Genomic DNA, 25,516 nt, shown 5'->3' on the forward strand with positions numbered 1-25,516 from the left:
ACGCCTTCCCGACTCGCGCCGTTGCGGGCAAACCAGCTGCGCAATGGCTCTGACACCCAGTAATGTGAGGAAATACCATGAACCAGAGCCGAACCGAAAACCGCCAGATGACCCTGGCCGCGCGTCCCGTCGGTACCCCGAGTGCCGAACACTTCGCCCTCAAGACCACCCCAGTCCCGAGCATAGCGGAGGGGCAACTGCTGCTCAGAACCGTTTACCTGAGCCTCGACCCCTATATGCGCGGTCGCATGAGCGATGCCGACTCCTACGCCGAACCCGTAGCCATCGGTGGCGTCATGGTGGGCGGCACCATCAACCGGGTCGTCGCCTCCCGCCACCCCGACTATCAGGAAGGGGACTGGGTACTGAGCTACGGGGTGGGCTGGCAGGATTACGGCGTCTCCGACGGCAGCTTCCTGTTCAAGCTGGATCCGGCACAGGCCCCCGTCAGCCACGCCCTCGGCGTGCTCGGCATGCCGGGCTTCACCGCTTTTATGGGGCTGATGGATATCGGCCAGCCCAAGGCCGGTGAAACCCTGGTGGTCGCCGCCGCGACCGGCCCGGTCGGCGCCACCGTCGCCCAGATCGGGAAAATCATGGGCTGCCGGGTCGTTGCCATCGCCGGATCCGACGAGAAATGCCAGGTGGCCCGCGAGGAACTGGGCGCCGATGTTGCCCTGAACCACAAGGCAAGCGACTTCGAGCAGCAACTGGCCGCCGCCTGCCCGGATGGCATCGACATCTACTTCGAGAACGTCGGTGGCAGGGTGCTCAAGGCCGTGCTGCCCATGCTCAACGCCAAGGCCCGCATCCCACTGTGCGGCACCGTCTCCAACTACAACGCCAGCGCCCTGCCCCAGGGGCCCGATCATCTGGATTGGGCCTGGTCCACTATTCTGACCAAGCGGGCCACCGTGAAAGGCTTCATCATTTTCGATGACTACGGCCATCGTTATGGCGAGTTCGCCGAGCAGATGGGCAAGTGGGTGAGTGAGGGCAAGATCCACTATCTGGAGCAGATCGTGGATGGTCTGGAAAACGCCCCCGAGGCGCTCAAGGGACTGCTGGAAGGCAAAAACTTCGGCAAGCTGGTCATTCGCGTCGGCCAGGATGAGCTGGCCTGAGCACGACACGCCAGCCATAACGGCATCTGACACGGGAATGCAAACGTCCTCCCGGGAATTCGCCGCCGGCAGGCACTGCCCCCCTTAACGATAAAAATCCGAAACCGCTTGAAGCGGTTTCGGATTTTTTTATGCGGACCTGTGAGCCACCTCCACCCGTTAACCCACGATTAGCGTCAAGGTGTGACAGTGACCAAGGATTAATCAGGGTTTGTCTGTTTGGCGTGCTATGGCTTTATAGTATCTTGACAAAGCCCTCCCTACTCAAAGGTGTCCCATGAACACACCGCGCTGCACATTGTCTTTACCGATATTTATCCCAAGCCTCTTGTTTATCATCACCCTGCTGGCGGTCTGCTCGCTGGCGCCAGAGGCGGCCGCCCGCTTCTTTGGCGACGGCCAGAGCTGGATTGCCCAGCACTTCAGCTGGTTCTACGTGCTGGTGGTCGGCATGTTCCTGATCCTGCTGCTGGTGCTCGCCTTCAGCCACTACGGCAACATCCGCCTCGGGCCGGACGATGCGCGCCCCGAGTTCAGCTTCACCTCCTGGCTCGCCATGCTGTTTGCCGCCGGCATGGGCATAGGTCTCATGTACTTCGGAGTGGGCGAGCCCATGACCCACTTCGTCTCGCCGCCCCAGGCGGCGCCCCTCACCCCGGCCGCCGCCCGCGAAGCCATGGTGACCACCTTCTTTCACTGGGGCTTTCACGCCTGGGCCATCTACGCCATCGTCGGCCTGGTGCTGGCCTACTTCGGCTTTCGCTACAACCTGCCGCTGACTATCCGCTCCGGCCTCTACCCCATCTTCAAGGAGCGGATCCGCGGGCCGCTCGGCCACGCCGTGGATATCTTCGCCCTGGTGGGCACCATCTTCGGTATCGCCACCACCCTGGGCTACGGGGTGCTGCAGCTCTCGGCTGGGATCACCCGGCTCACCGGCATCGATACCTCGGGGGAGCTGTTTCGCTTCGGCCTCATCGGCGTCGTCATTGCCCTGGCCGCCCTGTCGGCGGTCACCGGCCTCGACAAGGGGGTCAAGCGCCTCTCCGAGCTGAACCTCTTCCTCGCCATCGTGCTCTTGCTGTTCGTGCTGCTGGCCGGCCCCACCCAGTATCTGCTGGGGGCCCTGTCCGAGAACATCGGCAACTATGTCTCGTCCCTGACCCAGCTCACCTTCCGCACCTTTACCTACAGCGAGACCAGCCAGGCGGGCTGGTTCGGCAACTGGACCCTGCTCTACTGGGCCTGGTGGATCTCCTGGTCTCCCTTCGTCGGCCTCTTTATCGCCCGCATCTCCCGTGGGCGCACCCTGCGTGAGTTCATCCTCGGCGTCCTGTTCGTGCCCACCGCCTTCAACCTGCTGTGGATGACGGTGTTCGGCAACGCCGCCATCTGGGTCAGCCAGCGCTCCGGGGGGCAGACCCTGACCAGCTCGGTCGGCAACGTTGACACCCTCTTGTTCAACTTCTTTGACCTCTTGCCGGGATCCGACATCACCTCGGCGCTGGCGGTGATCCTCATCAGCGTCTTTTTCGTCACCTCCGCCGACTCGGGGGCCTTCGTCATCGACAACATCGCCACCCAGGGCAAGGAGCGCTCCCCGATCTGGCAGCGCCTGTTCTGGGCCGTGCTGCTCGGTATCACCGCCGGTACCCTGATGGCCACCGGCGGGCTGGCGGCGCTGCAGTCCATGACGCTGATCGCCGCCCTGCCGTTTGCCATCATCATGGTGCTGCTCTGCCTGGGGCTCTGGCGCGGGCTGGTCGCCGACCGGGAGCACTCGGCGCGTCGCCTCTCCCCCGCCACCGATTTCTGGAACGGCAAGCAGTGGCGTACCCGCATGGATCACCTGCTGCGCCCCTCCACCGAGGCCGATGCTCACACCTTCCTGCGTGATACCGCCCTGCCGGCCCTAACCGCCCTGTGCCGCGAGTTCGAGGCGCGCGGCCTCGCCAGCCGGGTGGTGCAGGAAGATGCGGATCAGTGCCACCTGCTGGTGCCCCAGGAAGGGCGGCGCGACTTCTGCTACGGAGTGCGCATCGAGGCCCGCCCCGCCCCCGCCTTCAACCCGCTGGAAGCGGCCCACAACCATGACCCGGATGCCCGCATCTTCGAGCCCATCACCTACTTTGCCGACGGCCGCGCCGGCTACGACATCCAGTACCTGACCCGCGACGAGCTGAGCGCCGATGTCTTGCGCCAGTACGAGCGCTACCTGGTGCTGAGTCAGGACGAGGGGCTGGATCTGCTAAGCGGCGCACCGGAGCACACGCCGCCTGAATCCGGGGCCTGATATTCATGCCCTGCGGGTTGGCGAGGAGCGGCCTATCCCCTCCTTGCCAATCCCCGGGGCGAGTGCCGCAATGCCATGATCATCAGCGCAAGCAGAAGAACCGATATCCCGGCCTTTTATACCCCCTGGTTGATGAACCGGATAAGGGCCGGTTTTTTACTCACCCGCAATCCGTTCAATGCCCACCAAATCACCCGGGTGTCACTGCATCCGGATGAGGTCGATGCCATCGTATTCTGGACCCGGCAGCCAGCCATGCTGATGCACCACCTGGATGAACTCGATGCCCTCGGCCATCGCTACTATTTTCAATACACCCTGACCGGCTACCCCAAAGCCCTGGAGAGCCGGGTCCCCAGGCCCCATAACGCCATCAAGACCTTCTGCGAGTTATCAGACAGAATTGGCCCCCATAAAGTCATCTGGCGCTACGACCCCATACTGCTGTGCAATCTGGTCGATCTGGCCGAACACAAGCGGCTCTTTTACAAGATTGCGTCCCTCCTGGCCGGCAAAACCCACAGGGTTGTCATCAGCTTTGCCGACCTCTACAAGAAGACAGAGAAGAACCTGCGCGCAGTCGAGAACCTTGTCTTTCACGACCTGCTGGATAACGGTCTGGATAACCATGATGCGCTGGATGAGCTGGCAGCCTTTATGGCGCAGACCGCCGCCCGTTTCGGCATGACCATAGAAACCTGTGCCGAGGCCGTGGATCTCGCCCATCTCGGCATCGCCCATGGCAAGTGCATCGATGATCAGTTGATCCACGCGCTGTTCAACCGCCGGGTCGACGGCAAAAAAGATCCCGGCCAGCGCGAGGCCTGTGGCTGCGTCAAGAGCATCGATATCGGCGCCTACAACACCTGCCTGCATGGTTGCACCTACTGTTACGCCACCTATAGCCAGAGCGCCGTTATCAAACACAAGCAACGCCACGATCCCCGGAGCCCCTTCCTGATCGGCGGGATAGAGGGGGTTGATCCGCGTTATCTGGTGGCAGAGCCGGTTCAGAGGACGCTTTTTTAACCCCTAGCCCCAGTGGCTTGCTACCACAGCGATACGCCCCCAGCAGGCGGTTGCCAGCCACCGTATACAAGCGAGCCCCTCCCCCCCCCAAAAAAAGCAGGGGGGCCTGATGGCCCCCCGCAAACACACCGGATAAGAAAACGTCTTACTTGGCGGCGCTATCCTTCACGCACTTCTGGACAAAGCTGTTCTTGGCCGCGCCAGCCAGCTTCTTGTCGACCGCCGCCTTCTCGCACTTGGCCGCCGGATCCACCGCCGCGCCCGTCTTCACGCACTTCTGGATAAAGCTGTTTTTGGCCGCACCGGCCAGCTTCTTGTCTGCTGCGGCTTTCTCGCACTTGACGGTCGCGGCGCCGGCGGCATCTTTCACGCACTTGCCGACAAAGCTGGTCTTGGCGGCGCCCGCCAGTTTTTTGGCCGCGGCCTGCGCCTCGCACTGCAACTGGGCAGCGTCGTTGGCAAAGACCGGATTGGCCAGCAGCACGCTGCCGCAGAGCAGGCTGAACAGGATGGCAATACGCTTCATATGACGTTCCTTATTGTGATGTGTTGGCATGGTGACCCGTTTGCATGATGATCTGATTGCAAGTAACTGTTATCACAACAGCTGATTGTTACCGCAGATCCCCCGCCTCGCCAGCCAGGGCCACGGAGCACAGGGCACCATAGCCGCACTATAGCGCCGATTGGCTAAGCGGAATTCTCCCCGGCCAGCTCCACCTCAACAGCAAGTAAGCCCCCTCTTCCCCGCGACGCTCGCCGACCCCAATAAAATCAAGGGCCATGGGAATCCTGTTTCCGACAATGTCGATTTCTTGAGCCAGCGCATAAAACGCAGATATTCCTGATAGTTACGTCAATTTTTGACTGGTGAGACCAGATTCGATTGGCTTATCATAGCCATCCGGTTCCTATTGCTGCGACGGGCTGCTGCCTTTGCTGGTTAATGGAGCATATTGGAAGCTGCAATCCACAGGCGGTAGCGTGGCTCTTCATAGCATATCCCCCTATCCAATAAGAATTCTTCGATTTCCCAACTGATTTTTCTAAAGAGGACTCCATGAACAACTTATTTAACTCAAAAAGTATCTATGAAGAATCCTTTGATAATACTGACAATATGGTTTTCAACAACGTATTAGGTACTTATAACACTGAGGATTTTACAATAAGGCTTGCATATTATATACATGAGAAGCTAGAGAATTTAGAGTCAGGAGTCATAAATCACAAAAATATTGATACTGAAACATTAATTGCATACTCAACGTTTTTACACGAGACAATTCACTGGCGACAACATATTGGCTCAACCTCTGGTTTCATTTTAAGCATGCTTTCACCTGTGCGGTTTCTTACCATGCAGTCTTTTTTAAAGATTATATTATCTGAAATAGGCTTACAGAAACCATTAATAAAATACTATTTAGATAATGTGACAACCGATACACCAGAAGATATTTTATTTCAAAATTTAAATAATGTACTAAACAACTACCATGACTTAAAGTACTATAAAAACCTAGTTATAGAGCCTAAAATAATCTTAAACAATGCAAACAATGAGGATTTTTTACTCAGCTATGGGCATTCCACTGCGTATACATACATAAATATATTTGATGCTCTATCTAGTTTTTTTACAGAAGATAAAAATATTGAGATAAAAACAGAAAAACTAAAAGCTCTCATAAAAAACCAAACTGATTCAGAACATCATGAATTCAATGCATTTAAAGAACAAAATCGGGTTATTCCACCACTAGGGCTAAAGCAAATCTTTGAGGGTCAAGCGCGATTTATACAACTACAGTTTTTATATTTTTCCAATAGAACTCTTTTTGATATGGAGTACTTTAATGAGAAAGGATTACTATCAGGAGTATATGGTGTTGCTTTTGAACAATATTTGCAAATTATAGAAAAAAAATGTCCACCGTCTTTTAATGACCCATTGATTGCAATATTTTTATTGATCTGTGATCTAGCAATTAATCCTGGCGTTGCTTTTCCTATGGATGTAGGCCATGAAGATTCTTTCTTTTTTGAAGCTATTCCTGGAATACGCTTTGTTGATCTATGCCATTCAGCAAAAGACCTTTTAGAAAAAGATAGTAATTTCACCGTCAACCATTACTCTAAAGATGAATATATTTATATATCCAATGCTTTGTGTAAAGAATTACTCTATTCATCTCCAGATGAAATACTGAACAACGTATTATCTTGGCCAAAGACATATAGCAAAATAAATGATATAAAAAACGAAGAGTATGACTACTCCTTCAAAGAGGAAATGTTACCCATACGGTTTTTATTATCAAAATTCTTTGTTTTTTGTGAAGACAAGTCAAAGCATCCAGAGTTTTTTTGCTGGACTGGAGCTTGTAGCACGGGCAAAAATATTAAAGATGAATATTTAGAACTAACAGAAAAACATAAAGCTCCATTTATCAATCAGAAGGACTTAGATGTTTATACGTCATCCCATAAAAATATTAGCGCCGATCGTTTAAAAGTGGTGCATGAAAATTTTCATGTATTAAACATACTATCAAACATAGTAATGCAATGGGTAGAAGAAAGTGGCAACTTTAAACATGATTTCATGAATGAGTTGACATACAAACATGACTCTGATGAGCTATCAGAGCTCTTGTGTGAAATATTTAAAAATCACTTTGACTACGATATGAGTTTATGTAAGCAGGCATAGTCATTTTTAGGAAAAAATAAAGTCATATAGAGAAATTTGGAACATCCCACTTTTCTGAGCCAGTCATTCCTCGGCTGGCTCAGAACTCATTCACCTTGCCCTATGCATAAAACAAAAAATCCCCCATTACTGGGGGATTTTTATTTCTATCGATTATCTCGACACAGCTGTTAGCCCACCAAAAACGCTCTTAACCGGGCAAACTCCGCTGGCAAATTAACGGAGAGCAGCGGCAGCTCGGCATGCTTGGCGAGCGGGCCGGGCAGCGGCACATCGAGATGGAGGATCTCGTCCACCGACTCCTTGAACTTGGCGGGATGGGCGGTGCAGAGGAACACCCCTACCTCGTCCTCGGCCAGCTGTTCACCCAGCAGATCCCAGGCGATGGCGCCGTGGGGCTCGCACAGGTAATCCTGCTGGTGCAGGCGCTGCAACGCATCCCGAGTCTGGGCATCGTCACGCATGCCTGACCCTAAGGTTTCCAGCGCCCAGCCCTTGCGGCGGCACAGCTCCTCTACTCGTGGCCAGTTGTTGGGGCGGCTCACGTCCATGGCGTTCGACAGAGTTGCCACTGTCTGGTGCGGATCCCACTGGCCGGTTTTGAGGTAGCGCGGCACGGTGTCGTTGGCGTTGGTGGCGGCGATAAAGCGCTTCACCGGCAGCCCCAGCGCCTTGGCGATAAGACCTGCGGTAAGGTTGCCAAAGTTGCCGGAGGGCACGCTGATGACCGCCTTGGCACGATCGGCTTTTGGCAACTGGGCCACGGCTTCGAAGTAGTAGCAAACCTGGGCCAGCAAGCGGCTGATATTGATGGAGTTGGCGGAGTTCAGACCAATCGCCTTTTTCAGCTCCTCATCGTCGAAGGATTGCTTCACCAGCGCCTGACAGGCATCGAAGTCGCCGTCGATGGCGATGGTGCGGATGTTGCCACCGAGGGTGCAGAACAGCGCCTCCTGCAGCGGGCTTATCTTGCCCTTGGGATAGAGGATCACCACTTCGATACCTTCCAGCCCATAGAAGGCGTGGGCCACGGCGGCGCCGGTGTCGCCGGAGGTGGCGGTGAGAATGGTGATCTTGTCGTTGGTTCTAAAGGCCGCGAGGCACTGGGCCATAAAGCGGCCGCCGAAGTCCTTGAACGCCAGGGTCGGGCCGTGGAACAGCTCGAGGGCATAAGTGCCGTCTTTCAATTTGACCAGCGGCGCCGGGAAGGTGAAGGCGGCATTGACCAGCTCGTGTACCTTGGCCGCGGCCACTTCGTCCCCCAGCAGGTGGCTCAGAATGCGCGCCGAGCGCTCTACCAGCGGCAGGTCCAGCAGGGAGTCCACGTCGGCCAGCGGTTCGAGGTGCTCGGGGAAGAAGAGCCCCTGTTCGCGGCCCAGACCCTGACGCACCGCCTGGGCGAAGCTCACCTGTTCACTCTTGTCCTTGATATTGTAAAGATTCATAGCTCGCTTCCTGTTACCCGTGCCCCGGCCATATCGAGTTTGCAAACCCGGGCGAATCCATCTTCATTGCGCACGAAATGCGCTTCCATCCAATCTTTCATCCGCTCGGCCTGGGCCAGATCCTTCATCACCACAAACACGGTGGGACCTGAGCCCGAGATGCCGGTGGCCAGGGCCCCGTTCTGGGCCGCCTGAGCCCGCACCTCGTTAAAGCCTTCGATCAGCGCCGCGCGGTAGGGCTCGGCAATCACGTCTTTCAAGACGCTCGCAGCCAACGGCTCCTGACCGGTGTAGCTGGCATGGACGAACGCAGCCAGCCGGCGGCCATAGGTGAGGCAGTCCTGACGACGATACTGGGCCGGCAAGATGGCGCGGGCGGCGGCGGTCGAGACGACGGTGCCCGGGTAGCAGACCACCCAGTACCACTCGTCAAATACCGGAATGCCCTGGCTGATAACGCCCCCCTCCTCCACCACCAGCTGCATGCCGCCCAGATAACAGGGGGCCACGTTGTCGTAGTGAACGGAGCCGGAGATCTTGCCCTCCATCTCCCCCATCAGCAACAGTAATTCGTGCTCGCTCAATGGGTTGCCGTGAAAGGCGTTGAGCCCCTCGAGCGCCGCCACCACGCTGCAGGCGCTGGATCCGAGACCCGAACCGACCGGCAGACTCTTCTCCAGCACCATCTCCAGCGGCAACATGATCTGACCGCGCTTTTCCAGCGCCTCGCCATAGGCGAGCCAGCAGTCATAGAGGATGTTCTTTTTGGGATCATCCGGCAGCTTGTGGGCATAGCGGCCCACCGCCGAGAGGGCAAACGGCACTTCTGCCGGTTTGACCTGGACCCTGTCCCCCAAAAGGGAACCATCCACGGGGGCGAGCGCCGCCCCCAGTACATCGAATCCTACGCTCAGGTTGGCGCTGGAGGCCGGCGCATAGGCCACCACGCTCTCGTTTCGCTTCATCTCTGCGCTCATGCTTACAGCTCCTGCTTCCAGTTCTGGGTGCGCAGCACGTCGGCGAAGACGCCGGCGGCAGTCACCTCGGTACCGGCGCCGTAGCCGCGCAGCACCAGCGGGATCGGCTGGTAATAGGTAGAGAAGAAGGCGAGCGCGTTCTCCCCGTCTTTTACCTTGAACAGCGGCTCGTCGGCGCCGACCGCCTTGATGGCGACCTTGCACTTGCCACCCTCGATGGAACCCACGTAACGCAGTACCTTGCCTTCACTCTGGGCCAGGGCGAACTGATCGCGGAACCAGCCGTCAGCCTCGGGCAAGCGGGCCATAAAGGCTTCCACGTCGCCGCTGACATCAAAGCCCGGCGGCAGCGCCTGCTCCACTTCCACGTCGGAAAGCTCCAGCGCCATGCCTGCCTCGCGGGCCAGGATCAACAGCTTGCGCGCCACGTCCATGCCGTTGAGATCATCGCGGGGATCCGGTTCGGTAAAGCCGTTGCCACGAGCAATCTTGGTCGCCTCGGAAAAGCTCATCCCCTCGTCCAGCTTGCCGAAGATAAAGGAGAGCGATCCGGACAGGATGCCATCGAAGGCACGCAGCTTGTCACCGGCCTTGATCAGGTTCTGCAGGTTCTCGATGACCGGCAGGCCCGCGCCCACGTTGGTTTCGTAGAGGAACTTGCGGCGAGTCTGGCGGGCGGTGCGGCGCAGCGCCTTGTAGTAATCAAGCGACCCTGTGTTGGCCTTCTTGTTCGGAGTGACCACGTGGAAACCGGCGGCCAGGAAGTCGGCATATTGCACCGCGATGGCCTCGCTTGATGTGCAATCGACGATCACCGGGTTGATAAGGTGGCTGTCTTCCACCAGCTTCTGCACCGCTTCCAGGCTGAAGCTGTCACGGGCTTCCACCAGTTGCTCACGCCAGTTGGCCAGATTCAGCCCATCCTTGTTGACCGCCATCTGGCGGCTGTTGGCAATACCCACTACCCGAAGGCCAGTGCCCTGCTCGGCCAGCACCGGCTGCTGACGGGCGATCTGATCCACCAGAGCGGCGCCGACTCCGCCGACTCCGACCACGAACAAATCGATGAACTGTTGGCTGCCAAAGAAGTTCTGGTGACACGCCTTGATGGCCTCCGCCACCTTGCCGGCACGCACCACGGCAGAGATGGAGCGCTCGCTGGAGCCCTGGGCGATGGCGACGATATTGATGGAGGCCTGGGCCAGCGAGGTGAAGAAGCGCGCCGCCATCCCCTTGCTGGTGCGCATGCCGTCACCGATGAGGGAGATGATGGCCAGATCCTGCATGATCTCGAGGGGATCGAGCAGCTGGTTCTTGAATTCCAGCTCGAACTCGCGCTCCAGCACCTTGCGGGTCTTGTCCAGATCGTAACTGTGGATACAGAAGCTGACGCTGTACTCGGAAGATGATTGGGTGATGAGGACGATGCTGACCCCGGCGCGGGAGACGGCGGAGAAGATGCGGCCCGCCATGCCCACCATGCCCTTCATGCCGGGGCCGGAGACGTTGAACATACACATGCCGGAGAGATCCGAGATGGCCTTCACTTTCAGATCATCATCCCCCTGCTCAACCCCGATCAGGGTGCCCGGTCCCTGGGGATTGAAGCTGTTCTTGATAAGGCAGGGGATGTGGAACTGGGCCACAGGGGCGATGGTTTTCGGGTGCAGCACCTTGGCGCCGAAGTAGGAGAGCTCCATCGCCTCCTTGTAGGAGAGGGTTTTCAGCAGATAGGCATCAGGCACCAGGCGTGGGTCGCAGTTGTAGCAGCCTTCCACGTCGGTCCAGATCTCGCAGCACTCGGCATCGACGCAGGCGGCCAGCACGGCGGCGGAGTAGTCGGAGCCGTTGCGCCCCAGCAGCACGGTTTCGCCCTTGTCGCTACCACCGGTAAAGCCCGGCATCAGGTAGAGACAGTCAGAACGCAGCCCCTTGGCGGCAAAGCGCAGGCGGGAGGCTTCGATATCGACATGGGCTTCCAGATAGCCGCCGTCGGTCACCAGCAGCTGCTCCGGCACGATGAGATCCAGCTCGATACCGCGCACCCGCAACAGCTCGTGCATAAAGGCGATGGAGAGATTTTCGCCACGGCTCAGGATGCGAGCCTGCACGTTGTCCGGACACAGCCCCAGCAGACGGATCCCCTGCATCAGCCGCTCCACCTGATCCAGCTCACTGGTCAGCCGGGCCTGCAGCGCCTTCTCATCGAGCGCCGGGTAAGCCGCCTTCAATCCGGCCAGCAGGCGGGAGAAGATACCGTTGATTTCAAACAGGGTATTGGTGGCATCCATGCCGCGACTGGTCTGCTCCACCAGGGCCACCAGGTGGTTGGTCACCTTGGCCGGTGCCGACAGCACCAGGGCGACCTGAGACTGGCCATGGGTATTCACCGCGATATCGGCTACCCGTAAAAAACGCTCTGCGTCGGCCAGTGACGAACCGCCAAACTTCAACACTCTCATCGCACTCTCTCCCTGTAATCCCTTGAAAAACGGTATGAAAATAACCCAACAAAAAAGGCCCGTACTGGGTGGGTACGGGCCTTTTCAGATTTCTGTGCTTGTTCGTCAGCGCATCAACCGGCCCCAGTGCCACCTGTGGTGGTACCGGTAATAATGGTGGTGGTGGTGATGTGGCTGAAAAGGGGCATGACGAACTCTCTTGAACGAAGCTGGCTTTTAGCAATACCGCGCCGGGCGCCCGGCTGTCAACCTAAACCTCTTGTCCAAACTTGCGGATCAGGTCTTTGCAGAGCAAATGGAGCATATTCAGATCCCGCTGCGGCAGCATGGGTACCCGGTCCATCACCCATTGATGCAGCTTTTCATCCTGTGAAACTCCGAGTTCACCCAGAATTTCTGCTGTTTTTTGTTTCAGCACACGAACCTGCCCAACGGTATCCCCTTTTTCTGCTAAGGCCTCTGGCCCATCCAGCAGCTGGCTCAGCTCGTAGGCATACAGCATGATCGCCTGACCGAGGTTCAGCGACGGGTACCCCACCTTGAGGGGCAGGTAGCTGATGAGATCGACCTGGGCGAGCTGCTCGTTGGAGAGCCCCGACTCCTCGCAGCCAAACACGATGGCGACTTTGTCCAGCGACGGCTTGGCGCGGATCTGATCGCGAATTTCCGCCGGAGTGAGGTAGTGCTGATAGCGGCCACGCTGACGGGCTGTGGTGGCGATCACCAGATCCATGTCGGCCAGGGCTTCCGGCAGGGTGTCGAAGGCCTCGGCGTTGGTCAAAATCTCCTGCGCACCGTGCGCGACCCAGCCCGCCTCTTCCTCTTCGTGCACCCGGCTCGCCACCAGTCGCATGGCGTCAAAGCCCATGGTTTTCATGGCGCGCGCGGCAGCCCCCACGTTCGCGGCGCGAGCGGGTGCCACCAGGACAAAATAGAGTTTCATTGGGTTTCCTCTTGGGCCGGGCCGAGCTGCGAAAACAGACGGCAAACAGTCGGTAAAACAGGGGCGCAATCTACCGTTTATCCCCGAAAATTGCCACTTGAACAGACGTTTGAATGTTGCCATAGTGGCCAGACGTGCGCAGAAAACGCGCACCTTTGCCCGCGCTATCGGCCCGACACAGCACAAGGAAGAGAGAGATGCCGCAGCCATTGGAACAGGCCGTCGCCGAGACCATCTTGCAACGCTTCGAGTCGTTTTACAGCCGCTTTCTCGAGATCACCCGCGGCAGCAAGAGCCGCTTCGAGAACAGTGACTGGCTGGGGGTCCAGCTCGCAGGACGGGAGCGGATCCGCCTCTATGATCACCATGTGGGCGCCACCGCCAGCTCCATCCGCCAGATGATGGGGGAGCATCACGCCACCCAGGCGCTGCTCAAACGGGTGAAGGGGGCCTTCAGCGATCTGTTGCCCCACTGCGAGAACTTCGAGGTGGCCGAGTCCTTCTTCAACTCCGTCTATCGCCGGATCTTTCGCCACCGCAACATCCGTGACGAAAACCTCTATATCCACCCGTTTCTCAGCCGGGGGGAGCACCCGGATCTGGGCAGCCTGCTGCGGGTCTATCGCACCGTTCTGGCCCACCTGCCGCAGACCCTGAGCCAGCTCTTGGGGGATTACAGCTTCACCCTGCCCTATGAGGACAAACAGCGGGATATTGTCGACATCCACCACCATCTTGCCGAGAACGGCCCGCAAATCCTCCATGAGGAGCCCTTCACCATAGAGCTGCTCAAAGAGGTGTTCTATCGCAACAAGGGGGCCTATCTGGTGGGGCTCATCCGGGTGAAGGGACAGGTGTTGCCCTTTATCCTGCCCCTGCTCAGCACGGGCCAGAGCATCTATGTGGATACCGTCATCTTCGAGCCGGCCATCGCCTCCATCGTGTTCGGTTTCGCCCGCGCCTACTTCATGGTCTATGCCCCCGTGCCGGCCCTGTTCGTGATCTTCCTGCGCCAGATCATGCCCCACAAGGCGGACTACGAGATCTACAACGCCATCGGCTGCCAGAAGCACGGCAAGACCGAGCTCTACCGCCACTACCAGCAACATCTGGCCCAGAGCCGGGAGCAGTTCGTCATCGCCCCTGGCATCAAGGGGATGGTGATGAGCGTGTTTACCCTCCCCTCCTACGACGTGGTGTTCAAGGTGATCAAGGACGAGTTCACCCCCCCCAAGGAGGTGAGCCACGCCCAGGTCAAAGAGAAGTACCGGCTGGTGAAACAGCACGATAGGGTCGGCCGCATGGCCGATACCCAGGAGTTCACCAACTTCGAGTTCCCACTGGAGCGCATTTCGCCGGAGCTGCTGGCCGAACTCAAGGCAGTGGCCCCCTCGGCGCTCACCATCACCAGTGACAAGCTGGTGATCAAGCACCTCTACACCGAGCGCAAGATGATCCCCCTCAACCTCTATCTGGACAAGGCGGACGAGCAGCAGACCCGGCTCGCACTGGAGGAGTACGGCAACGCTATCAAGCAGCTGGCCGCAGCTAACATCTTCCCGGGGGACATGCTGTTCAAGAACTTTGGCGTGACCCGCCACGGCCGGGTGGTGTTCTACGACTACGACGAGATCTGCTACATGACGGAGTGCAACTTTCGCCAGATCCCGCCGCCGCGCTATCCGGAGGATGAGTGGAGCGCCGAGCCCTGGTACTCGGTGGCCCCCAACGACATCTTCCCCGAGGAGTTCGCCACCTTCCTGCTGCAAAAGCCTCAGGTGCGGGAGATCATGATGCAGCTACACAAGGAGCTGTTCGATGCCAGCTACTGGCAAAAACTGCAAGGCAATATCAAGGAGGGGCTGTTCGAGGATGTCTACCCCTACCGGCGCAAGAAGCGCTTCAAATACCAGCGCGGGGGATGACGGGGAGAGACCCGCTGATTGTTCACGGCGATAACAGAAGGGGGATGGCCATGCCACCCCCCTTCTCTTTCCGGCCATTGACGACGCCTAGCTGCCGCGCCGGCGGATCACCCCTTCCTGCATGGTGCTGGCCACCAGCACCCCATCACGGGTGAAGAACTGGCCGCGCACCAGGCCGCGCCCGCCGCTGGCGCTCGGGCTATCCACTACGTAGAGCAGCCAGTCGTCCAGCCGGAAATCGCGGTGGAACCACATGGAGTGGTCGATGGTGGCCACCTGCATGTCCGGCTCCCAGTAGGAGACGCCGTGGGGCTGCAGGGCGGTGAACAGGAAGTGGAAATCGGAGGCATAGGCCAGCAGATATTTGTGGACCCGCAGATCGTCCGGCATCTGGCCATTAGCCTTGAACCAGACGTGGCGCAGCGGCTCGTGCACATCGGGGCGGATCGGATCGACCAGGGTCACCGGACGAATTTCGATAGGCTTTTCGCACATGATCTTGTCCCGCAGCGCCGGCGGGATCTGCTGCTCGTAGGGGCGCACTAGCTCCAGCTCGCTCTTGAGCTGCTCGGGAGGAGTGATCCCCGCCGGCATCTGCGCCTGGTGCTCGAACCCCTCGGCCTCAATCTGGAACGAGGCGTTGAGATAGAAGATGGGCTTGCCGCCCTGAATGGCCTTGACCCGGCGGGTGGAGACAGTCTGGCCATCGCGGATATTCTCCACGTCGTAGACGATGGGGCGGTTGGCATCGCCGGGGCGCAGGAAGTAGGAGTGGAAACTGTGCACCTGGCGATCGGCGGCGACCGTCTGCTTGGCGGCTGACAAGGCCTGCCCCATCACCTGTCCGCCAAACACGGCCCGCAGGCCGAGATCCTGGCTCTGGCCCCGAAACAGGCCCTCCTCGATTTTCTCGAGCGCCAGCAACGCCAGCAGCTCGTCCAGTACCTTGCTCATGGTTCACTCCTCTGTCAGAGCCGCAAAGGCTAACAAGCCCGGCCACGCCGGGCAACCACCCCGGCCCCCACCAGCCACCCGCTCGACCCCATTAATTCAGCAATTCTGCACATTGAACAATAACGGACGCAGCAGGGACCAACGAAAAGGCCCACCGAAGAGGTGGGCCTTGAAAGTAGTAATTAGGAAAAGTAGTAATTAGGACACCCACATTTTTGAGTAAGCCACTATCAGGCTGCTTGCAGACACAATGAGGGTGAGTGAATTCGAACTGACACCTGCAAAGTCAGCTAGTGAGAGAGATTTTCAGGTTTAGAAAGCAACAGCCCCTACACAGTCATTCACTGAACTGTGTGCAATACCCAGAGCTATCGACAGGGTGAACGCCAAGTAATCAAAGGCGTGGTTGATGGCATCGCCGCTGGCCACAATGGCGAGCAAACTGCTGGCATTGCTCTCTGTCTCCCACCACTCTGATCCCTTGTCGCCTAAACAGCGTCACCTGCTTCAACCAGCAGATAGCATCAAGGCCTAGTCGTTCCAGAATAGGTCCAAGGTGAGCCGGAATATGACCACGCTTGTCGGGCCGAATTGCACGACCTGTCCAATCAACCAACATTAGGTAGTCCGTGAAGGCATAGGGCAATTTTTCAGGCTTCCCCTGGCTGGCAAACGGCAGCAAAAGGGGTGGCAAAACCTCAGTCGTAGCAGGCTCGTCAAGGCGCTGCTTGATACTGGTGTAGTCACTCAGCTCTAGCCGCTCGGTCAACGCGGCTCGTATCGGATTGAGGTCAACATACGCCATACAGGCCAGCAAGGCTGATTCGGTGAGCAAAGCCTGACTCTTGAAGCGGCCCTCCCAGAAATGGCCTTTGCAACCATCTTCCTGATTGGCCTGACGGGCCAGATTTTCATTGAGTAGCCGAATAAACCAACTGATGGAGTGAAGCCGCTCCCGCCATTGGGCTAGCAATTGCTGCACAACAGCCAGTTCAGGCTCGATCAACATCTCCCCTTGATACCAACGCCTAACCAACAGCGGCCACTGGAAAAGCGCAGCCCAGCGCTCGGCCACCTCCCGCTCACTCCAGTTGGCTGCGGTATCGGGCTCCACCTTGAGCACCAGATGATAGTGATTGCTCATCACCGCATAAGCACAAATGCCGATAGCAAACAACCGCGATAGTTGCCCCAACTTGTCGACCACCCACTGACGCCGATGCTCGTAACTCTGGCCTGAATGGGCATCGTCACCACACAGGAAGGCTCGCCGCACACAGCGGCTGACCACGTGGTAGTAAGGCGTATCCTGCAAGCTGATTTGACGTGAACGGGCAATGGTCATGGCGCATCCCTCAACGGTGACCTCTCAAGTCAAGAACAGCACTACGCCACTGTCAAAAAGGTGGGTGTCCCAGATTTCCCAGATTTCCAAGGCGTATGTCGCCTCGCAGAACACACCAGATTAGCTCCCCTTATATCCTCGCCCGATTGGGCGAGGGTTTACGGGGCATCTGCTAACTAAAAAAGTGGGTGTCCCAGAATTTCGTTCGCGGTAAACGTTGGGCTTCACTGCGTTCAGCGCCAACCTACAAGATTTAGCCCAACATACGAGATTTTCTCTCAAACCCGCGCCACGCTTGGCTCATATGAGGGGATGACTAAGCTCCTTATTTGCAAGATATAAAAATCGAATAAACGGTGAGGCTAGTATTGGCCTCACTTTGTTATCTTATTTCTCGTTCGCCCGATCACGCCTTGCTAATCGAGTCTACGGGCTTTGACTGGGATTTTATCAATTAAGCTATTGATTTTTAATGAGTGCTCAGGATGCAGCGTTAAAAATCTTTCACACGCAAGACGAACGTAGTGATAGCAAGTTTCTTCACTAACAATGACAGTATCTGCTTCAGAAGGGGGGTAGCCAACGGCAAACTCAACCCCTTCAAAATGCTCACTTTCATCATAACTATTCATATCTGGAAAGTTACAATAAGCGCCATCTGTATTAAAACCATGCCTTTTCACTATGTGCTCAATAACATCTAAGAAATTTCGGCCAGAAAACATGGCATTGAAATACCCTATAATAACTTCATCTAAACCAGCGTACACATGACATTTCAAATAGGTTTTTATTCATATCGGCTCCCGAAAAAAATCAATTAGGGTGATAATTTCTTACAGTTCCAGTTGATTTATCGACATATATCCTGAAGCTAATCCCATCAACACTAACATTAGCGGCGCCATTAGGACTGTTTAGTGCATCTTTATAGCCCTTAGCAGCAGCCTGTTGCCCAAGCTCCAACATTTTCTGATCATTAAATATTTTAGGGTCATAGATAGTTTTTGTTTCAGGTGTTGCTTTGTACTCCCCTGTAAGATTCCCAGCACGGTCTTTAGTCGGGATTAAATACCTCACCTCAGTGATGCCATTCACTCCCGTAGGCGTTTCGCTGACAATCTTTACATTGTATTCTTTTGCAGCATCATAAAATGCATTCGCATTGTGTCCGCCAGAAATCCCTGATTTCTGTGTAAATCCATCTACCAGCAATTACTGGGACAGCCATCTTTCTGACAATTACTGGGACAGCCATCTTTCTGACAAAGGCATAACATCACCAGCATATCCGATAGGAGCCGCTGCCGGACACTGAAAAAAAGCCCGCACCATGGGGTGCGGGCTTTGATAACTGCTGGTGGCACCGGTAGCTGACGGGCCACCTGCGCCATGGCGGGTGCTTATTTGCTGCCGGTACCCGAGTTGCGGGTAGAGGAGGTCGGCTTGCGACGGGCGGTGGTGGCGCGGGCGCGCGGCTCCTTGCCCTGCATCTCCTTGTGGCGCTTGACGGCCCGGCGGATCTGGGCGGCCTGCTTGTGACGGCTGCTCTTGCCATCTTGCTGCAGATCGACCTTGGATTCGGTCTCCGGCGGCAGATTGACCAGGCCGCGCAGGTAGTTCACCTCGGGCAGCTTGAGCTCCTGCCAGCCACCGCGCGGGATAGCGCGATCCAGCTTCACATCGCCGTAGCGGATCCGCATCAGGCGGCTCACCTGCACTTCCTGGGATTCCCACAGGCGGCGCACTTCACGGTTGCGCCCCTCGGTCAGGGTGACGTTGAACCACTGGTTCAGCCCCTCGCCGCCGGCCGGCTTGATCTTGTTGAACTTGGCCATGCCGTCTTCCAGCTGGACGCCCTTGCGCAGGCGCTGCAGCATGGCTTCGGTGATCTCGCCAAACACCCGCACCGCGTATTCCCGCTCCACTTCGTGGCTCGGGTGCATCAGGCGGTTGGCCAGTTCACCGTCAGTGGTGAACAGCAAGAGACCGGAGGTGTTGACGTCGAGGCGGCCGACTGCAATCCAGCGGGCCCCTTCCATCTTGGGCAGACGATCAAACACGGTGGGACGACCTTCCGGATCGTGACGGGTACACATCTCCCCTTCCGGCTTGTGGTAAGCCAGCACGCGGCAGATCACTTCCTCTGCGGCACGGGTCTTGACCTGGTGACCATCCACCCGGATCACGGCGTTCACTTCGACGCGATCCCCCAGTGTGGCGACCTTGCCATCCACACTGACCCGACCTGCGGTGATCAGGGCCTCCATCTCACGACGGGAGCCGTGACCCGCGCGGGCCAACACTTTTTGCAGTTTTTCACTCATCGGGGTTACCTGATTGTTGATCGCTGCCCACCGGCATGGGGGCAACGGTTGTCACTGTGGCGGGGCCCTTCGGGCAGTCCGCCACCGTTTGCATGATTAAGAGACCCGGTCAGCATTTTTGTCGCCGACATCAGGCTCGCTCCCCTCATCCACCATGGTGGCCAACGAGGGTTGCAGTTCGGGATCCAGCTCGGGGAGCTGCTCCAGACCCTGCAGGTTGAAATAGTCCAGAAATGCCCGGGTGGTGGCAAGCAGCTCGGGGCGCCCCACCACCTCCTTGTGGCCGATGCTGCGCACCCAGCCACGATCCTTGAGCGTGTTCACTATCTGGCTCGACACCGCCACCCCGCGGATCGCTTCGATCTCGGCCCGGGTGATGGGTTGACGATAGGCGATCAGCGTCAGCGTCTCCATCACGGCGCGCGAATAGCGCGGGGCCCGCTCGCTCCACAGGCGCGAAAGCTCCTCGGCGTAATCCTGGCGGGCCTGAAAGCGCCAGCCGGAGGCGACCTCCTTGAGCTCCACTCCACGCTCGCTGTAATCCTGTTTGAGCTCCGCCAGCAGCAGCTGCACATAGCGGGTGGTGACAGGATAGTCGGCCAGCACGCTGTTTTTCAGCTCGCTGATATTGAGCGGGCGCCCCGCGACAAACAGGGCGGCCTCGATCAGCGTCTTGAGTCGTTCAGTGGGCAGCGCCACGGTTGCCCTCCTCGCTCTGCTCGGCCAACGCGAAATGGAGCTTGTCCCAGCGGCGCTGGCTACCGCTGAGCAAACAGGGCGCGAGCTCAATGGGTCTGTTCACTTGTCACGCTCTCTTCTGCCGCCAACGCGAAATGGATTGGACCCAGTGGTTCTGCCTGCAGGATCCAGATCAGTTGTTCCTTGCACAGCTCCAGCAAGGCCAGAAACGTCACCAGCACGCCCATGCGCCCCTCTTCGGCCCGCAGCACCTGTTCAAGGCGCAGGGTCTGGCCCAGGGAGAGCATGGCGAGGATCTCCGCCATCCGCACCCGGGTCGGGATCTGCTCACGGCGGATCTGGTGATGTTCAAAATGAGTCGCGCGTTTTACCACACTTTGCATGTAAAGGGCGAGCTCAACCAGCGAAACATCGGGAGTCAGCGGCTTGAGGGAGCCAAAATCCGGCGGCAGAGCGGCGGCGATGAAGATCTCCCGCTCCACCCTGGGCAGCGCGTCCACCCGCTCGGCGCCGACCTTGTAGCGTTCGTACTCCTGCAGGCGACGGATCAGGGTCACGCGGGGATCCTCCCCCTCCTCATCATCTTCCAGCTCGGGCGCCTTGGGCAGCAGCAGGCGGGATTTTATCTCCGCCAGCCAGGCCGCCATCAGCAGGTATTCCGCCGCCAGCTCCAGATTGAGCCCCTGCATCAGCTCTACGTACTCCATGTACTGGGCGGTGATCTGCAGGATAGGCAGGTTGAGGATATCGAGCTGCTGGCGCCGGATGAGGTAGAGCAAGAGATCGAGCGGCCCCTCGAAGGTATCGAGGAACACCTCCAGCGCATCGGGCGGAATGAACAGATCCTGGGGCAGCTCGTGATAGGGCTGCCCCAGGACTTTCGCGATAGGGGTGAGGGCTGCTGCCCCCTCCCCCGTCTCGCCGGGAATCGTCGTGGCCGTCACGGACACGGGTTCAGCGGTCTCACTCAAACGGAGTCGGATCCCCGGCACCGCGACGACGCAGCACAGGCTCGTCGTCGGAGAAGTCCACGACCGTGGTGGGCTGCTCGCCCAGATAACCGCCGTTGACCACCAGATCCACTTGCTTGCCCAGCTTGTCGAAGATCTCCTCAGGGTCGAACTCCGCCATCTCGGAATCGGGCAGGATCAGGGTAGTGGAGAGCAGCGGCTCACCGAGGGCTTCGAGCAGCGCCTGGGCGATCTTGTTGTCCGGTACCCGGATGCCGATGCTCTTCTTCTTCTCATTCATCAGGCGCCGCGGCACCTCCTTGGTGGCCTTGAAGATGAAGGTATAGGCACCCGGGGTGTTGTTCTTGATCAGGCGAAACGCGCTGTTGTCCACCTTGGCGTAGGTGGCGATCTCGGAGAGATCCCGACACACCAGGGTGAAGTCGTGGTTGGGATCGATGCGACGGATGCGACAGATACGCTCCAGCGCTCCCTTGTCACCCATCTGGCAGCCCAGGGCATAGCCGGAATCGGTGGGATAGACGATGACACCGCCGTTTTGCAGAATTTGCACCGCCTGGCTGACGAGACGCGCCTGGGGGTTTTCCGGATGTACGTAAAAGTGCTGACTCATAACATGTTCTCGCAATGGGGGCAGCAACATCTGCCCGCTTGATGGTCATGGACGCAACCCCATGACACTACCTTAATCTGTTTGGCGTTGCGGCGCCCGCTTCATTAACGGCTGGCCAGCAGGCCGGCATGCTCCTCGGCGCTCAGGCCGAAGTGGCCGGGATAGGCCAGCCAGAGCGGCGTGCCCTCTTTGGGCAGCCAGAGGTGGCGGCCAAGCTCAGTCCAGTTGGAGGGGAAGTGAAAATCGGACCCCACCGAAATATAGAGATCCTGATCTTTCGCCCACTGGCCAAGATTGGCCCGCTCCTGGGGGCTCTGCTGGGGCAGCGAGACCTCCATAGCATCACCACCTGCGGCCTTGAAGGCCACCAGCAACCGCTTGATCCACTTGGCGGTGAGATCGTAGCGGCTCGGGTGGGCCAGCACAGCCAGGCCGCCGGCATCGTGAATGACGGCGATGGCATCGCGCATCTCGGGCCACTCGGCCGGCACATAGCCCTTGTTGCCGCGGCTCAGGTACTTTTTGAATACCTTTTGCATGTTGTCGGCCACCCCGCGCGCCACCAGCACCCGGGCGAAATGGGCCCGGGTCACGGCGGCGTCACCGGCAAGCTGTTTGGCCTCTTCATAAGTGCCGGGGATGAGGCACTTCTCCAGACGGCGCCCTATCTCCTCGGCACGGGCCTCGCGGCGGGCCTGTTGCCCGCGCAAAAATTCCACCAGACGTGAATTTTTTTCATCCACGCCCAGCGCCACGATATGGATCTCGTGGTGCTCCCAGCCGGTGGAAATCTCGACCCCGCTCACCAGCCGCAGCGGCAGTTGCTCGGTGGCGATGGTTTGGCGCACCTCATCAAGCCCGGCAAGGGTATCGTGGTCAGTAACTGCTAACACCGCCACCTCTTTTTCGGCGGCGCGGCGCACCAGTTCTGCCGGGCTTAGCACCCCGTCGGAGGCCGTGGTATGGCAGTGAAGATCGAATCTCATCAGATTATTCCGCTCTCGTGGTCAGGTCACTGTTTGTAGTAATTCGGTGAAAGAAGGCTAAAAAGCGACTTGACTTGGCCGCGGCTTTATCGTTTTCTGTAGGCACTTCATTGCAAACATCTTTTTACAGGAATTTATCATGCAAACGACTTCCATCCTGACCATTTGGTGGTGGCACACTCCCTGACATGCGGGCGTGTGGTCGTTGCTGTACCTGTAATCTGACAGCAAACAAAGAACCAAAGAAAAAGCCCGCTGACCCCAGCGGGCTTTTTTATTATCCGGCAAATGGACCTGTGATGAAACCGAGAATTCAGACAAGCATACCGACCTGGCGATGGCGTCCCTGACAAGCGCAACCAGATCCATTCAATTTCAAAGGCATTTTTAAAGGTATTAGACGTCATGAACATCGGTAACACGCATCACACGCAAGGGAACGCACTATGACAGCCACATATCGCCTGCCACTGGGTGAATTCGATACCCTCAAGTTAAACGCCCCCTATGTGGCCGACCCGCTGGCGCTCTACAGCCAGCTCTGTCAGGGCCGCCCCAACAACCTGCTGCTGGAATCGGTGGAGATCGACTCCAAGGCGGGCAAACAGAGTCTGCTGCTGGTGGATGCCTGCCTGCGCATCGAGTGCCGTGGCCGCACCGTGCGGGTACGCAGCCTCAATGACAACGGCGTCCAGCTGCAGCGCCTGCTGAGCGAGCGCCTCAGCACCGTCATCAAACAGAGCGAGGTGGCTGGCGAGCTGCAACTCGACTTCCCGGCATCGGATCGGGCGCTCGATGAAGACAGCCGCCTCAAGGGCACCAGCGTGCTGGACGTGCTGCGCACCCTGCAGCAAGAGCTTGGGTGCGAGCAGGGCAAAGAGGCGCTCTTTATGGCGGGCAGCTTCGCCTACGACCTCATCGCCTCCTTTGAGGATCTGCCCGAGGTCCCCGAGGGGAGCAACGACTGCCCCGACTACTGCTTCTATGTGGCCGAGACCCTGATCACCATCGACCATATCGCACGCTCTACGGCGCTGCTCGCCTGCATCTTTGGCGGCGACAGCGACGAGCGCGAGCTGGATGAGCGCTACAACCGCCTGAGCGATCGCCTCGAGCAGTTCAAGCTGGCCTGCCAGCAGGCGGCCGAGCGGGCACTTGCTCCCCAGCCCCCGGCCGAGGGCATTCATGGCGGCATGCAGGTGGACAAGAGCGACAAGCAATTCTGCGCCGAAGTGGAGAAGCTCAAGGGTTTTATCCGCCGCGGCGACATCTTCCAGGTGGTACCGTCACGCTGCTTCTCCCTGCCCTGCCCCAGCCCCATCGCCGCCTATCGCCGCCTCAAGCAGACCAACCCCAGCCCCTACATGTTCTACGTGCAGGATGAGGGTTTCACCCTGTTTGGCGCCTCGCCCGAGAGCGCGGTGAAGTTCTGCGCTACCAGTCGCGATGTCGAGATGTACCCCATTGCCGGCACCCGCCGCCGCGGCTTCAACCCCGATGGCACCATCAACCGGGATCTCGATGGCCGCATCGAGCTGGAACTGCGTCAGGATGAAAAAGAGGTGGCCGAGCACCTGATGCTGGTGGATCTGGGCCGCAACGACATCGCCCGCATCTCGGAGCCCGGCACCCGCTACGTCAAGGAGCTGCTGAAAGTTGATCGCTACAGCCACGTGATGCACCTGGTCTCCAAGGTGGTCGGCACCTTGCGCTCCGACCTTGACGCCCTGCACGCCTATCAGGCCTGCATGAACATGGGCACCCTCACCGGCGCCCCCAAGATCCGCGCCAGCGAGCTGATTCGCATGGTGGAAGGCAAGCGCCGCGGCAGCTACGGCGGCGCCGTGGGCTATCTGAACGGCGCGGGTGAGATGGATACCTGCATCGTGATCCGCTCCGCTTTCGTCAAAGATGGCGTGGCCCATGTGCAGGCCGGCGCCGGCGTGGTCTATGACTCCAAACCCCAGGCCGAGGCGGACGAGACCCGCGCCAAGGCGGCCGCCGTGCTGGCCGCCATCGCCGCCAGCCATGGCACCTCCCTGCAAGCATTGAGCGCCCAGCAGGAGCAACATAAGGACGTGAGCCAATGAGTACTGGATCAACAGCCACTAATATCTTCCTGCTCGACAACTTCGACTCCTTTACCTACAACCTCGTCGACCAGTTCCGCTCCCTCGGCTATCCGGTGCGGATCTACCGCAATAGCCTGCCGGCCAGCCGCATCATGAGCGAGATCGCCGCCTGCGAGGGCGATGCCGTGCTGGTGCTCTCCCCGGGCCCGGGCGCTCCCCATGAAGCGGGTTGCCTGATTGATTTGATCAAGCTGGCCCGCGGTCAGGTGCCCATCCTCGGTATCTGTCTCGGCCATCAGGCCCTGTGCGAAGCCTACGGCGGCACCGTCGGTGCGGCGGGCGAAATCGTCCACGGCAAGCGCTCTTTGATTGAGCACAACGGCCACGGCGCCTTCGCCGGTCTGCCGACCCCGCTGCCGGTGGCCCGCTATCACTCGCTGGTCGCCACCTATGTGCCGGACGAGCTGACGGTGATTGCCCACTATCAGGGCATGCCCATGGCCATCGAGCAGGCGGACGAACGGGTACTGGGCTTTCAGTTCCACCCGGAATCCATCATGACCTCGGAAGGGGCCCGCCTGCTGACCCAGGCCCTCGCCCATATCACCCGTCCCGAAAGCAGCGTGCGTTAAGGT

The 25,516-nt window shown here is 58.4% G+C and carries 21 protein-coding genes and 1 other annotated feature; of the genes, 7 read left to right on the top strand and 14 right to left on the bottom strand.

All coding sequences use genetic code 11. The features are described from left to right. The first annotated feature begins 77 nt into the window (after positions 1-77). The 3 genes from ACB034_RS03800 to ACB034_RS03810 all read left to right on the top strand — a co-directional run bounded on the left by ACB034_RS03800 (position 78) and on the right by ACB034_RS03810 (position 4,446). Positions 78-1,124, top strand: a complete 1,047-nt coding sequence (locus tag ACB034_RS03800; RefSeq protein ID WP_371172129.1) for an NADP-dependent oxidoreductase — start codon at positions 78-80, stop codon at positions 1,122-1,124. A gap of 277 nt (positions 1,125-1,401) precedes the next feature. Next, positions 1,402-3,417, top strand: coding sequence for a BCCT family transporter (locus ACB034_RS03805; RefSeq protein ID WP_371172130.1), 2,016 nt, complete (start codon positions 1,402-1,404; stop codon positions 3,415-3,417). 75 nt (positions 3,418-3,492) lie between these two features. Next, positions 3,493-4,446: a DUF1848 domain-containing protein gene (locus ACB034_RS03810; protein WP_371172131.1), complete on the top strand. Its 954-nt coding sequence runs from the start codon at positions 3,493-3,495 to the stop codon at positions 4,444-4,446. Positions 4,447-4,591: 145 nt separating this feature from the next. Here ACB034_RS03810 and ACB034_RS03815 read toward each other — a convergent pair whose 3' ends face one another. Then, positions 4,592-4,972, bottom strand: coding sequence for a hypothetical protein (locus ACB034_RS03815; RefSeq protein WP_371172132.1), 381 nt, complete (start codon positions 4,970-4,972; stop codon positions 4,592-4,594). Positions 4,973-5,506: 534 nt separating this feature from the next. Between ACB034_RS03815 and ACB034_RS03820 the strand changes: the two genes are divergently transcribed. After that, on the top strand, positions 5,507-7,162 hold the full coding sequence (locus ACB034_RS03820; RefSeq protein WP_371172133.1) for a hypothetical protein: 1,656 nt from the start codon (positions 5,507-5,509) through the stop codon (positions 7,160-7,162). 170 nt (positions 7,163-7,332) lie between these two features. On the opposite strand, the gene thrC is transcribed toward ACB034_RS03820, so the two are convergent. The 4 genes from thrC to ACB034_RS03840 form a co-directional block, all read right to left on the bottom strand. Continuing rightward, complete coding sequence (thrC, locus tag ACB034_RS03825) at positions 7,333-8,607, bottom strand: threonine synthase (protein WP_371172134.1); 1,275 nt, start codon at positions 8,605-8,607, stop codon at positions 7,333-7,335. Continuing rightward, positions 8,604-9,572 carry a homoserine kinase gene (gene thrB / locus ACB034_RS03830; RefSeq protein ID WP_371172360.1) on the bottom strand — a complete coding sequence of 323 codons (969 nt, stop codon included), beginning with the start codon at positions 9,570-9,572 and terminating at the stop codon, positions 8,604-8,606. The genes thrC and thrB overlap by 4 nt, the downstream gene beginning before the upstream one ends. Before the next feature lie 14 nt (positions 9,573-9,586). Further along, a complete protein-coding gene (gene thrA, locus ACB034_RS03835) occupies positions 9,587-12,046 on the bottom strand; it encodes a bifunctional aspartate kinase/homoserine dehydrogenase I (RefSeq protein ID WP_371172135.1) in 2,460 nt (819 codons plus the stop codon). Positions 12,047-12,094: 48 nt separating this feature from the next. Next, positions 12,095-12,227: a sequence feature (Thr leader region), on the bottom strand. Between the two features lie 69 nt (positions 12,228-12,296). After that, entirely contained in the window at positions 12,297-12,989 is a 693-nt protein-coding gene (locus ACB034_RS03840; protein WP_371172136.1) for a tRNA/rRNA methyltransferase, read from the bottom strand. A gap of 197 nt (positions 12,990-13,186) precedes the next feature. On the opposite strand from ACB034_RS03840, the gene aceK reads away from it, so the two are divergent. Further along, positions 13,187-14,914 carry a bifunctional isocitrate dehydrogenase kinase/phosphatase gene (gene aceK, locus ACB034_RS03845; RefSeq protein WP_371172137.1) on the top strand — a complete coding sequence of 576 codons (1,728 nt, stop codon included), beginning with the start codon at positions 13,187-13,189 and terminating at the stop codon, positions 14,912-14,914. A gap of 87 nt (positions 14,915-15,001) precedes the next feature. Here the strand turns inward: aceK and tesB are convergent, their stop codons facing one another. The 9 genes from tesB to ACB034_RS03890 all read right to left on the bottom strand — a co-directional run bounded on the left by tesB (position 15,002) and on the right by ACB034_RS03890 (position 22,809). Continuing rightward, positions 15,002-15,868 (bottom strand): acyl-CoA thioesterase II, encoded by an 867-nt coding sequence (tesB, locus tag ACB034_RS03850; protein ID WP_042072908.1) that lies wholly within the window; start codon positions 15,866-15,868, stop codon positions 15,002-15,004. Between the two features lie 394 nt (positions 15,869-16,262). Further along, on the bottom strand, positions 16,263-17,213 hold the full coding sequence (locus ACB034_RS03855) for a transposase (protein ID WP_124239126.1): 951 nt from the start codon (positions 17,211-17,213) through the stop codon (positions 16,263-16,265). Between the two features lie 416 nt (positions 17,214-17,629). Then, positions 17,630-17,983, bottom strand: coding sequence for a ribonuclease toxin immunity protein CdiI (cdiI, locus tag ACB034_RS03860; protein ID WP_371172138.1), 354 nt, complete (start codon positions 17,981-17,983; stop codon positions 17,630-17,632). A 46-nt stretch (positions 17,984-18,029) separates the two neighbouring features. Beyond that, complete coding sequence (locus tag ACB034_RS03865; RefSeq protein WP_268855758.1) at positions 18,030-18,428, bottom strand: CdiA family toxin C-terminal domain-containing protein; 399 nt, start codon at positions 18,426-18,428, stop codon at positions 18,030-18,032. A 188-nt stretch (positions 18,429-18,616) separates the two neighbouring features. Beyond that, positions 18,617-19,540 (bottom strand): 23S rRNA pseudouridine(2605) synthase RluB, encoded by a 924-nt coding sequence (gene rluB / locus ACB034_RS03870; protein WP_026458107.1) that lies wholly within the window; start codon positions 19,538-19,540, stop codon positions 18,617-18,619. Between the two features lie 96 nt (positions 19,541-19,636). After that, positions 19,637-20,239 (bottom strand): SMC-Scp complex subunit ScpB, encoded by a 603-nt coding sequence (gene scpB / locus ACB034_RS03875; RefSeq protein WP_216994067.1) that lies wholly within the window; start codon positions 20,237-20,239, stop codon positions 19,637-19,639. Positions 20,240-20,325: 86 nt separating this feature from the next. Beyond that, complete coding sequence (locus tag ACB034_RS03880) at positions 20,326-21,210, bottom strand: ScpA family protein (RefSeq protein WP_042072916.1); 885 nt, start codon at positions 21,208-21,210, stop codon at positions 20,326-20,328. Then, positions 21,203-21,823 (bottom strand): L-threonylcarbamoyladenylate synthase, encoded by a 621-nt coding sequence (locus ACB034_RS03885; RefSeq protein WP_026457056.1) that lies wholly within the window; start codon positions 21,821-21,823, stop codon positions 21,203-21,205. The genes ACB034_RS03880 and ACB034_RS03885 overlap by 8 nt, the downstream gene beginning before the upstream one ends. A gap of 104 nt (positions 21,824-21,927) precedes the next feature. Beyond that, on the bottom strand, positions 21,928-22,809 hold the full coding sequence (locus ACB034_RS03890) for a PHP domain-containing protein (protein WP_371172139.1): 882 nt from the start codon (positions 22,807-22,809) through the stop codon (positions 21,928-21,930). A 446-nt stretch (positions 22,810-23,255) separates the two neighbouring features. Between ACB034_RS03890 and ACB034_RS03895 the strand changes: the two genes are divergently transcribed. Together ACB034_RS03895 and ACB034_RS03900 are read left to right on the top strand one after the other, a co-directional pair. After that, positions 23,256-24,899: an anthranilate synthase component 1 gene (locus ACB034_RS03895; RefSeq protein WP_371172140.1), complete on the top strand. Its 1,644-nt coding sequence runs from the start codon at positions 23,256-23,258 to the stop codon at positions 24,897-24,899. Then, positions 24,896-25,513: an aminodeoxychorismate/anthranilate synthase component II gene (locus ACB034_RS03900; RefSeq protein ID WP_371172141.1), complete on the top strand. Its 618-nt coding sequence runs from the start codon at positions 24,896-24,898 to the stop codon at positions 25,511-25,513. The genes ACB034_RS03895 and ACB034_RS03900 overlap by 4 nt, the downstream gene beginning before the upstream one ends. The last annotated feature ends 3 nt before the right edge of the window (positions 25,514-25,516 follow it).

Source organism: Aeromonas sp. S18(2024) (assembly GCF_041402525.1).
In the GTDB taxonomy this organism is placed as follows: domain Bacteria; phylum Pseudomonadota; class Gammaproteobacteria; order Enterobacterales; family Aeromonadaceae; genus Aeromonas; species Aeromonas enteropelogenes.

Bases quoted from the DNA above. Each gene is read 5' to 3' on its own strand.
- ACB034_RS03800 (WP_371172129.1), top strand. From the start codon at position 78: ATGAACCAGAGCCGAACCGAAAACCGCCAGATGACCCTGGCCGCGCGT.
- ACB034_RS03805 (WP_371172130.1), top strand. From the start codon at position 1,402: ATGAACACACCGCGCTGCACATTGTCTTTACCGATATTTATCCCAAGC.
- ACB034_RS03810 (WP_371172131.1), top strand. From the start codon at position 3,493: ATGATCATCAGCGCAAGCAGAAGAACCGATATCCCGGCCTTTTATACC.
- ACB034_RS03815 (WP_371172132.1), bottom strand. From the start codon at position 4,972: ATGAAGCGTATTGCCATCCTGTTCAGCCTGCTCTGCGGCAGCGTGCTG.
- ACB034_RS03820 (WP_371172133.1), top strand. From the start codon at position 5,507: ATGAACAACTTATTTAACTCAAAAAGTATCTATGAAGAATCCTTTGAT.
- thrC (WP_371172134.1), bottom strand. From the start codon at position 8,607: ATGAATCTTTACAATATCAAGGACAAGAGTGAACAGGTGAGCTTCGCC.
- thrB (WP_371172360.1), bottom strand. From the start codon at position 9,572: ATGAAGCGAAACGAGAGCGTGGTGGCCTATGCGCCGGCCTCCAGCGCC.
- thrA (WP_371172135.1), bottom strand. From the start codon at position 12,046: ATGAGAGTGTTGAAGTTTGGCGGTTCGTCACTGGCCGACGCAGAGCGT.
- ACB034_RS03840 (WP_371172136.1), bottom strand. From the start codon at position 12,989: ATGAAACTCTATTTTGTCCTGGTGGCACCCGCTCGCGCCGCGAACGTG.
- aceK (WP_371172137.1), top strand. From the start codon at position 13,187: ATGCCGCAGCCATTGGAACAGGCCGTCGCCGAGACCATCTTGCAACGC.
- tesB (WP_042072908.1), bottom strand. From the start codon at position 15,868: ATGAGCAAGGTACTGGACGAGCTGCTGGCGTTGCTGGCGCTCGAGAAA.
- ACB034_RS03855 (WP_124239126.1), bottom strand. From the start codon at position 17,213: ATGACCATTGCCCGTTCACGTCAAATCAGCTTGCAGGATACGCCTTAC.
- rluB (WP_026458107.1), bottom strand. From the start codon at position 19,540: ATGAGTGAAAAACTGCAAAAAGTGTTGGCCCGCGCGGGTCACGGCTCC.
- ACB034_RS03885 (WP_026457056.1), bottom strand. From the start codon at position 21,823: ATGAGTCAGCACTTTTACGTACATCCGGAAAACCCCCAGGCGCGTCTC.
- ACB034_RS03890 (WP_371172139.1), bottom strand. From the start codon at position 22,809: ATGAGATTCGATCTTCACTGCCATACCACGGCCTCCGACGGGGTGCTA.
- ACB034_RS03895 (WP_371172140.1), top strand. From the start codon at position 23,256: ATGACAGCCACATATCGCCTGCCACTGGGTGAATTCGATACCCTCAAG.
- ACB034_RS03900 (WP_371172141.1), top strand. From the start codon at position 24,896: ATGAGTACTGGATCAACAGCCACTAATATCTTCCTGCTCGACAACTTC.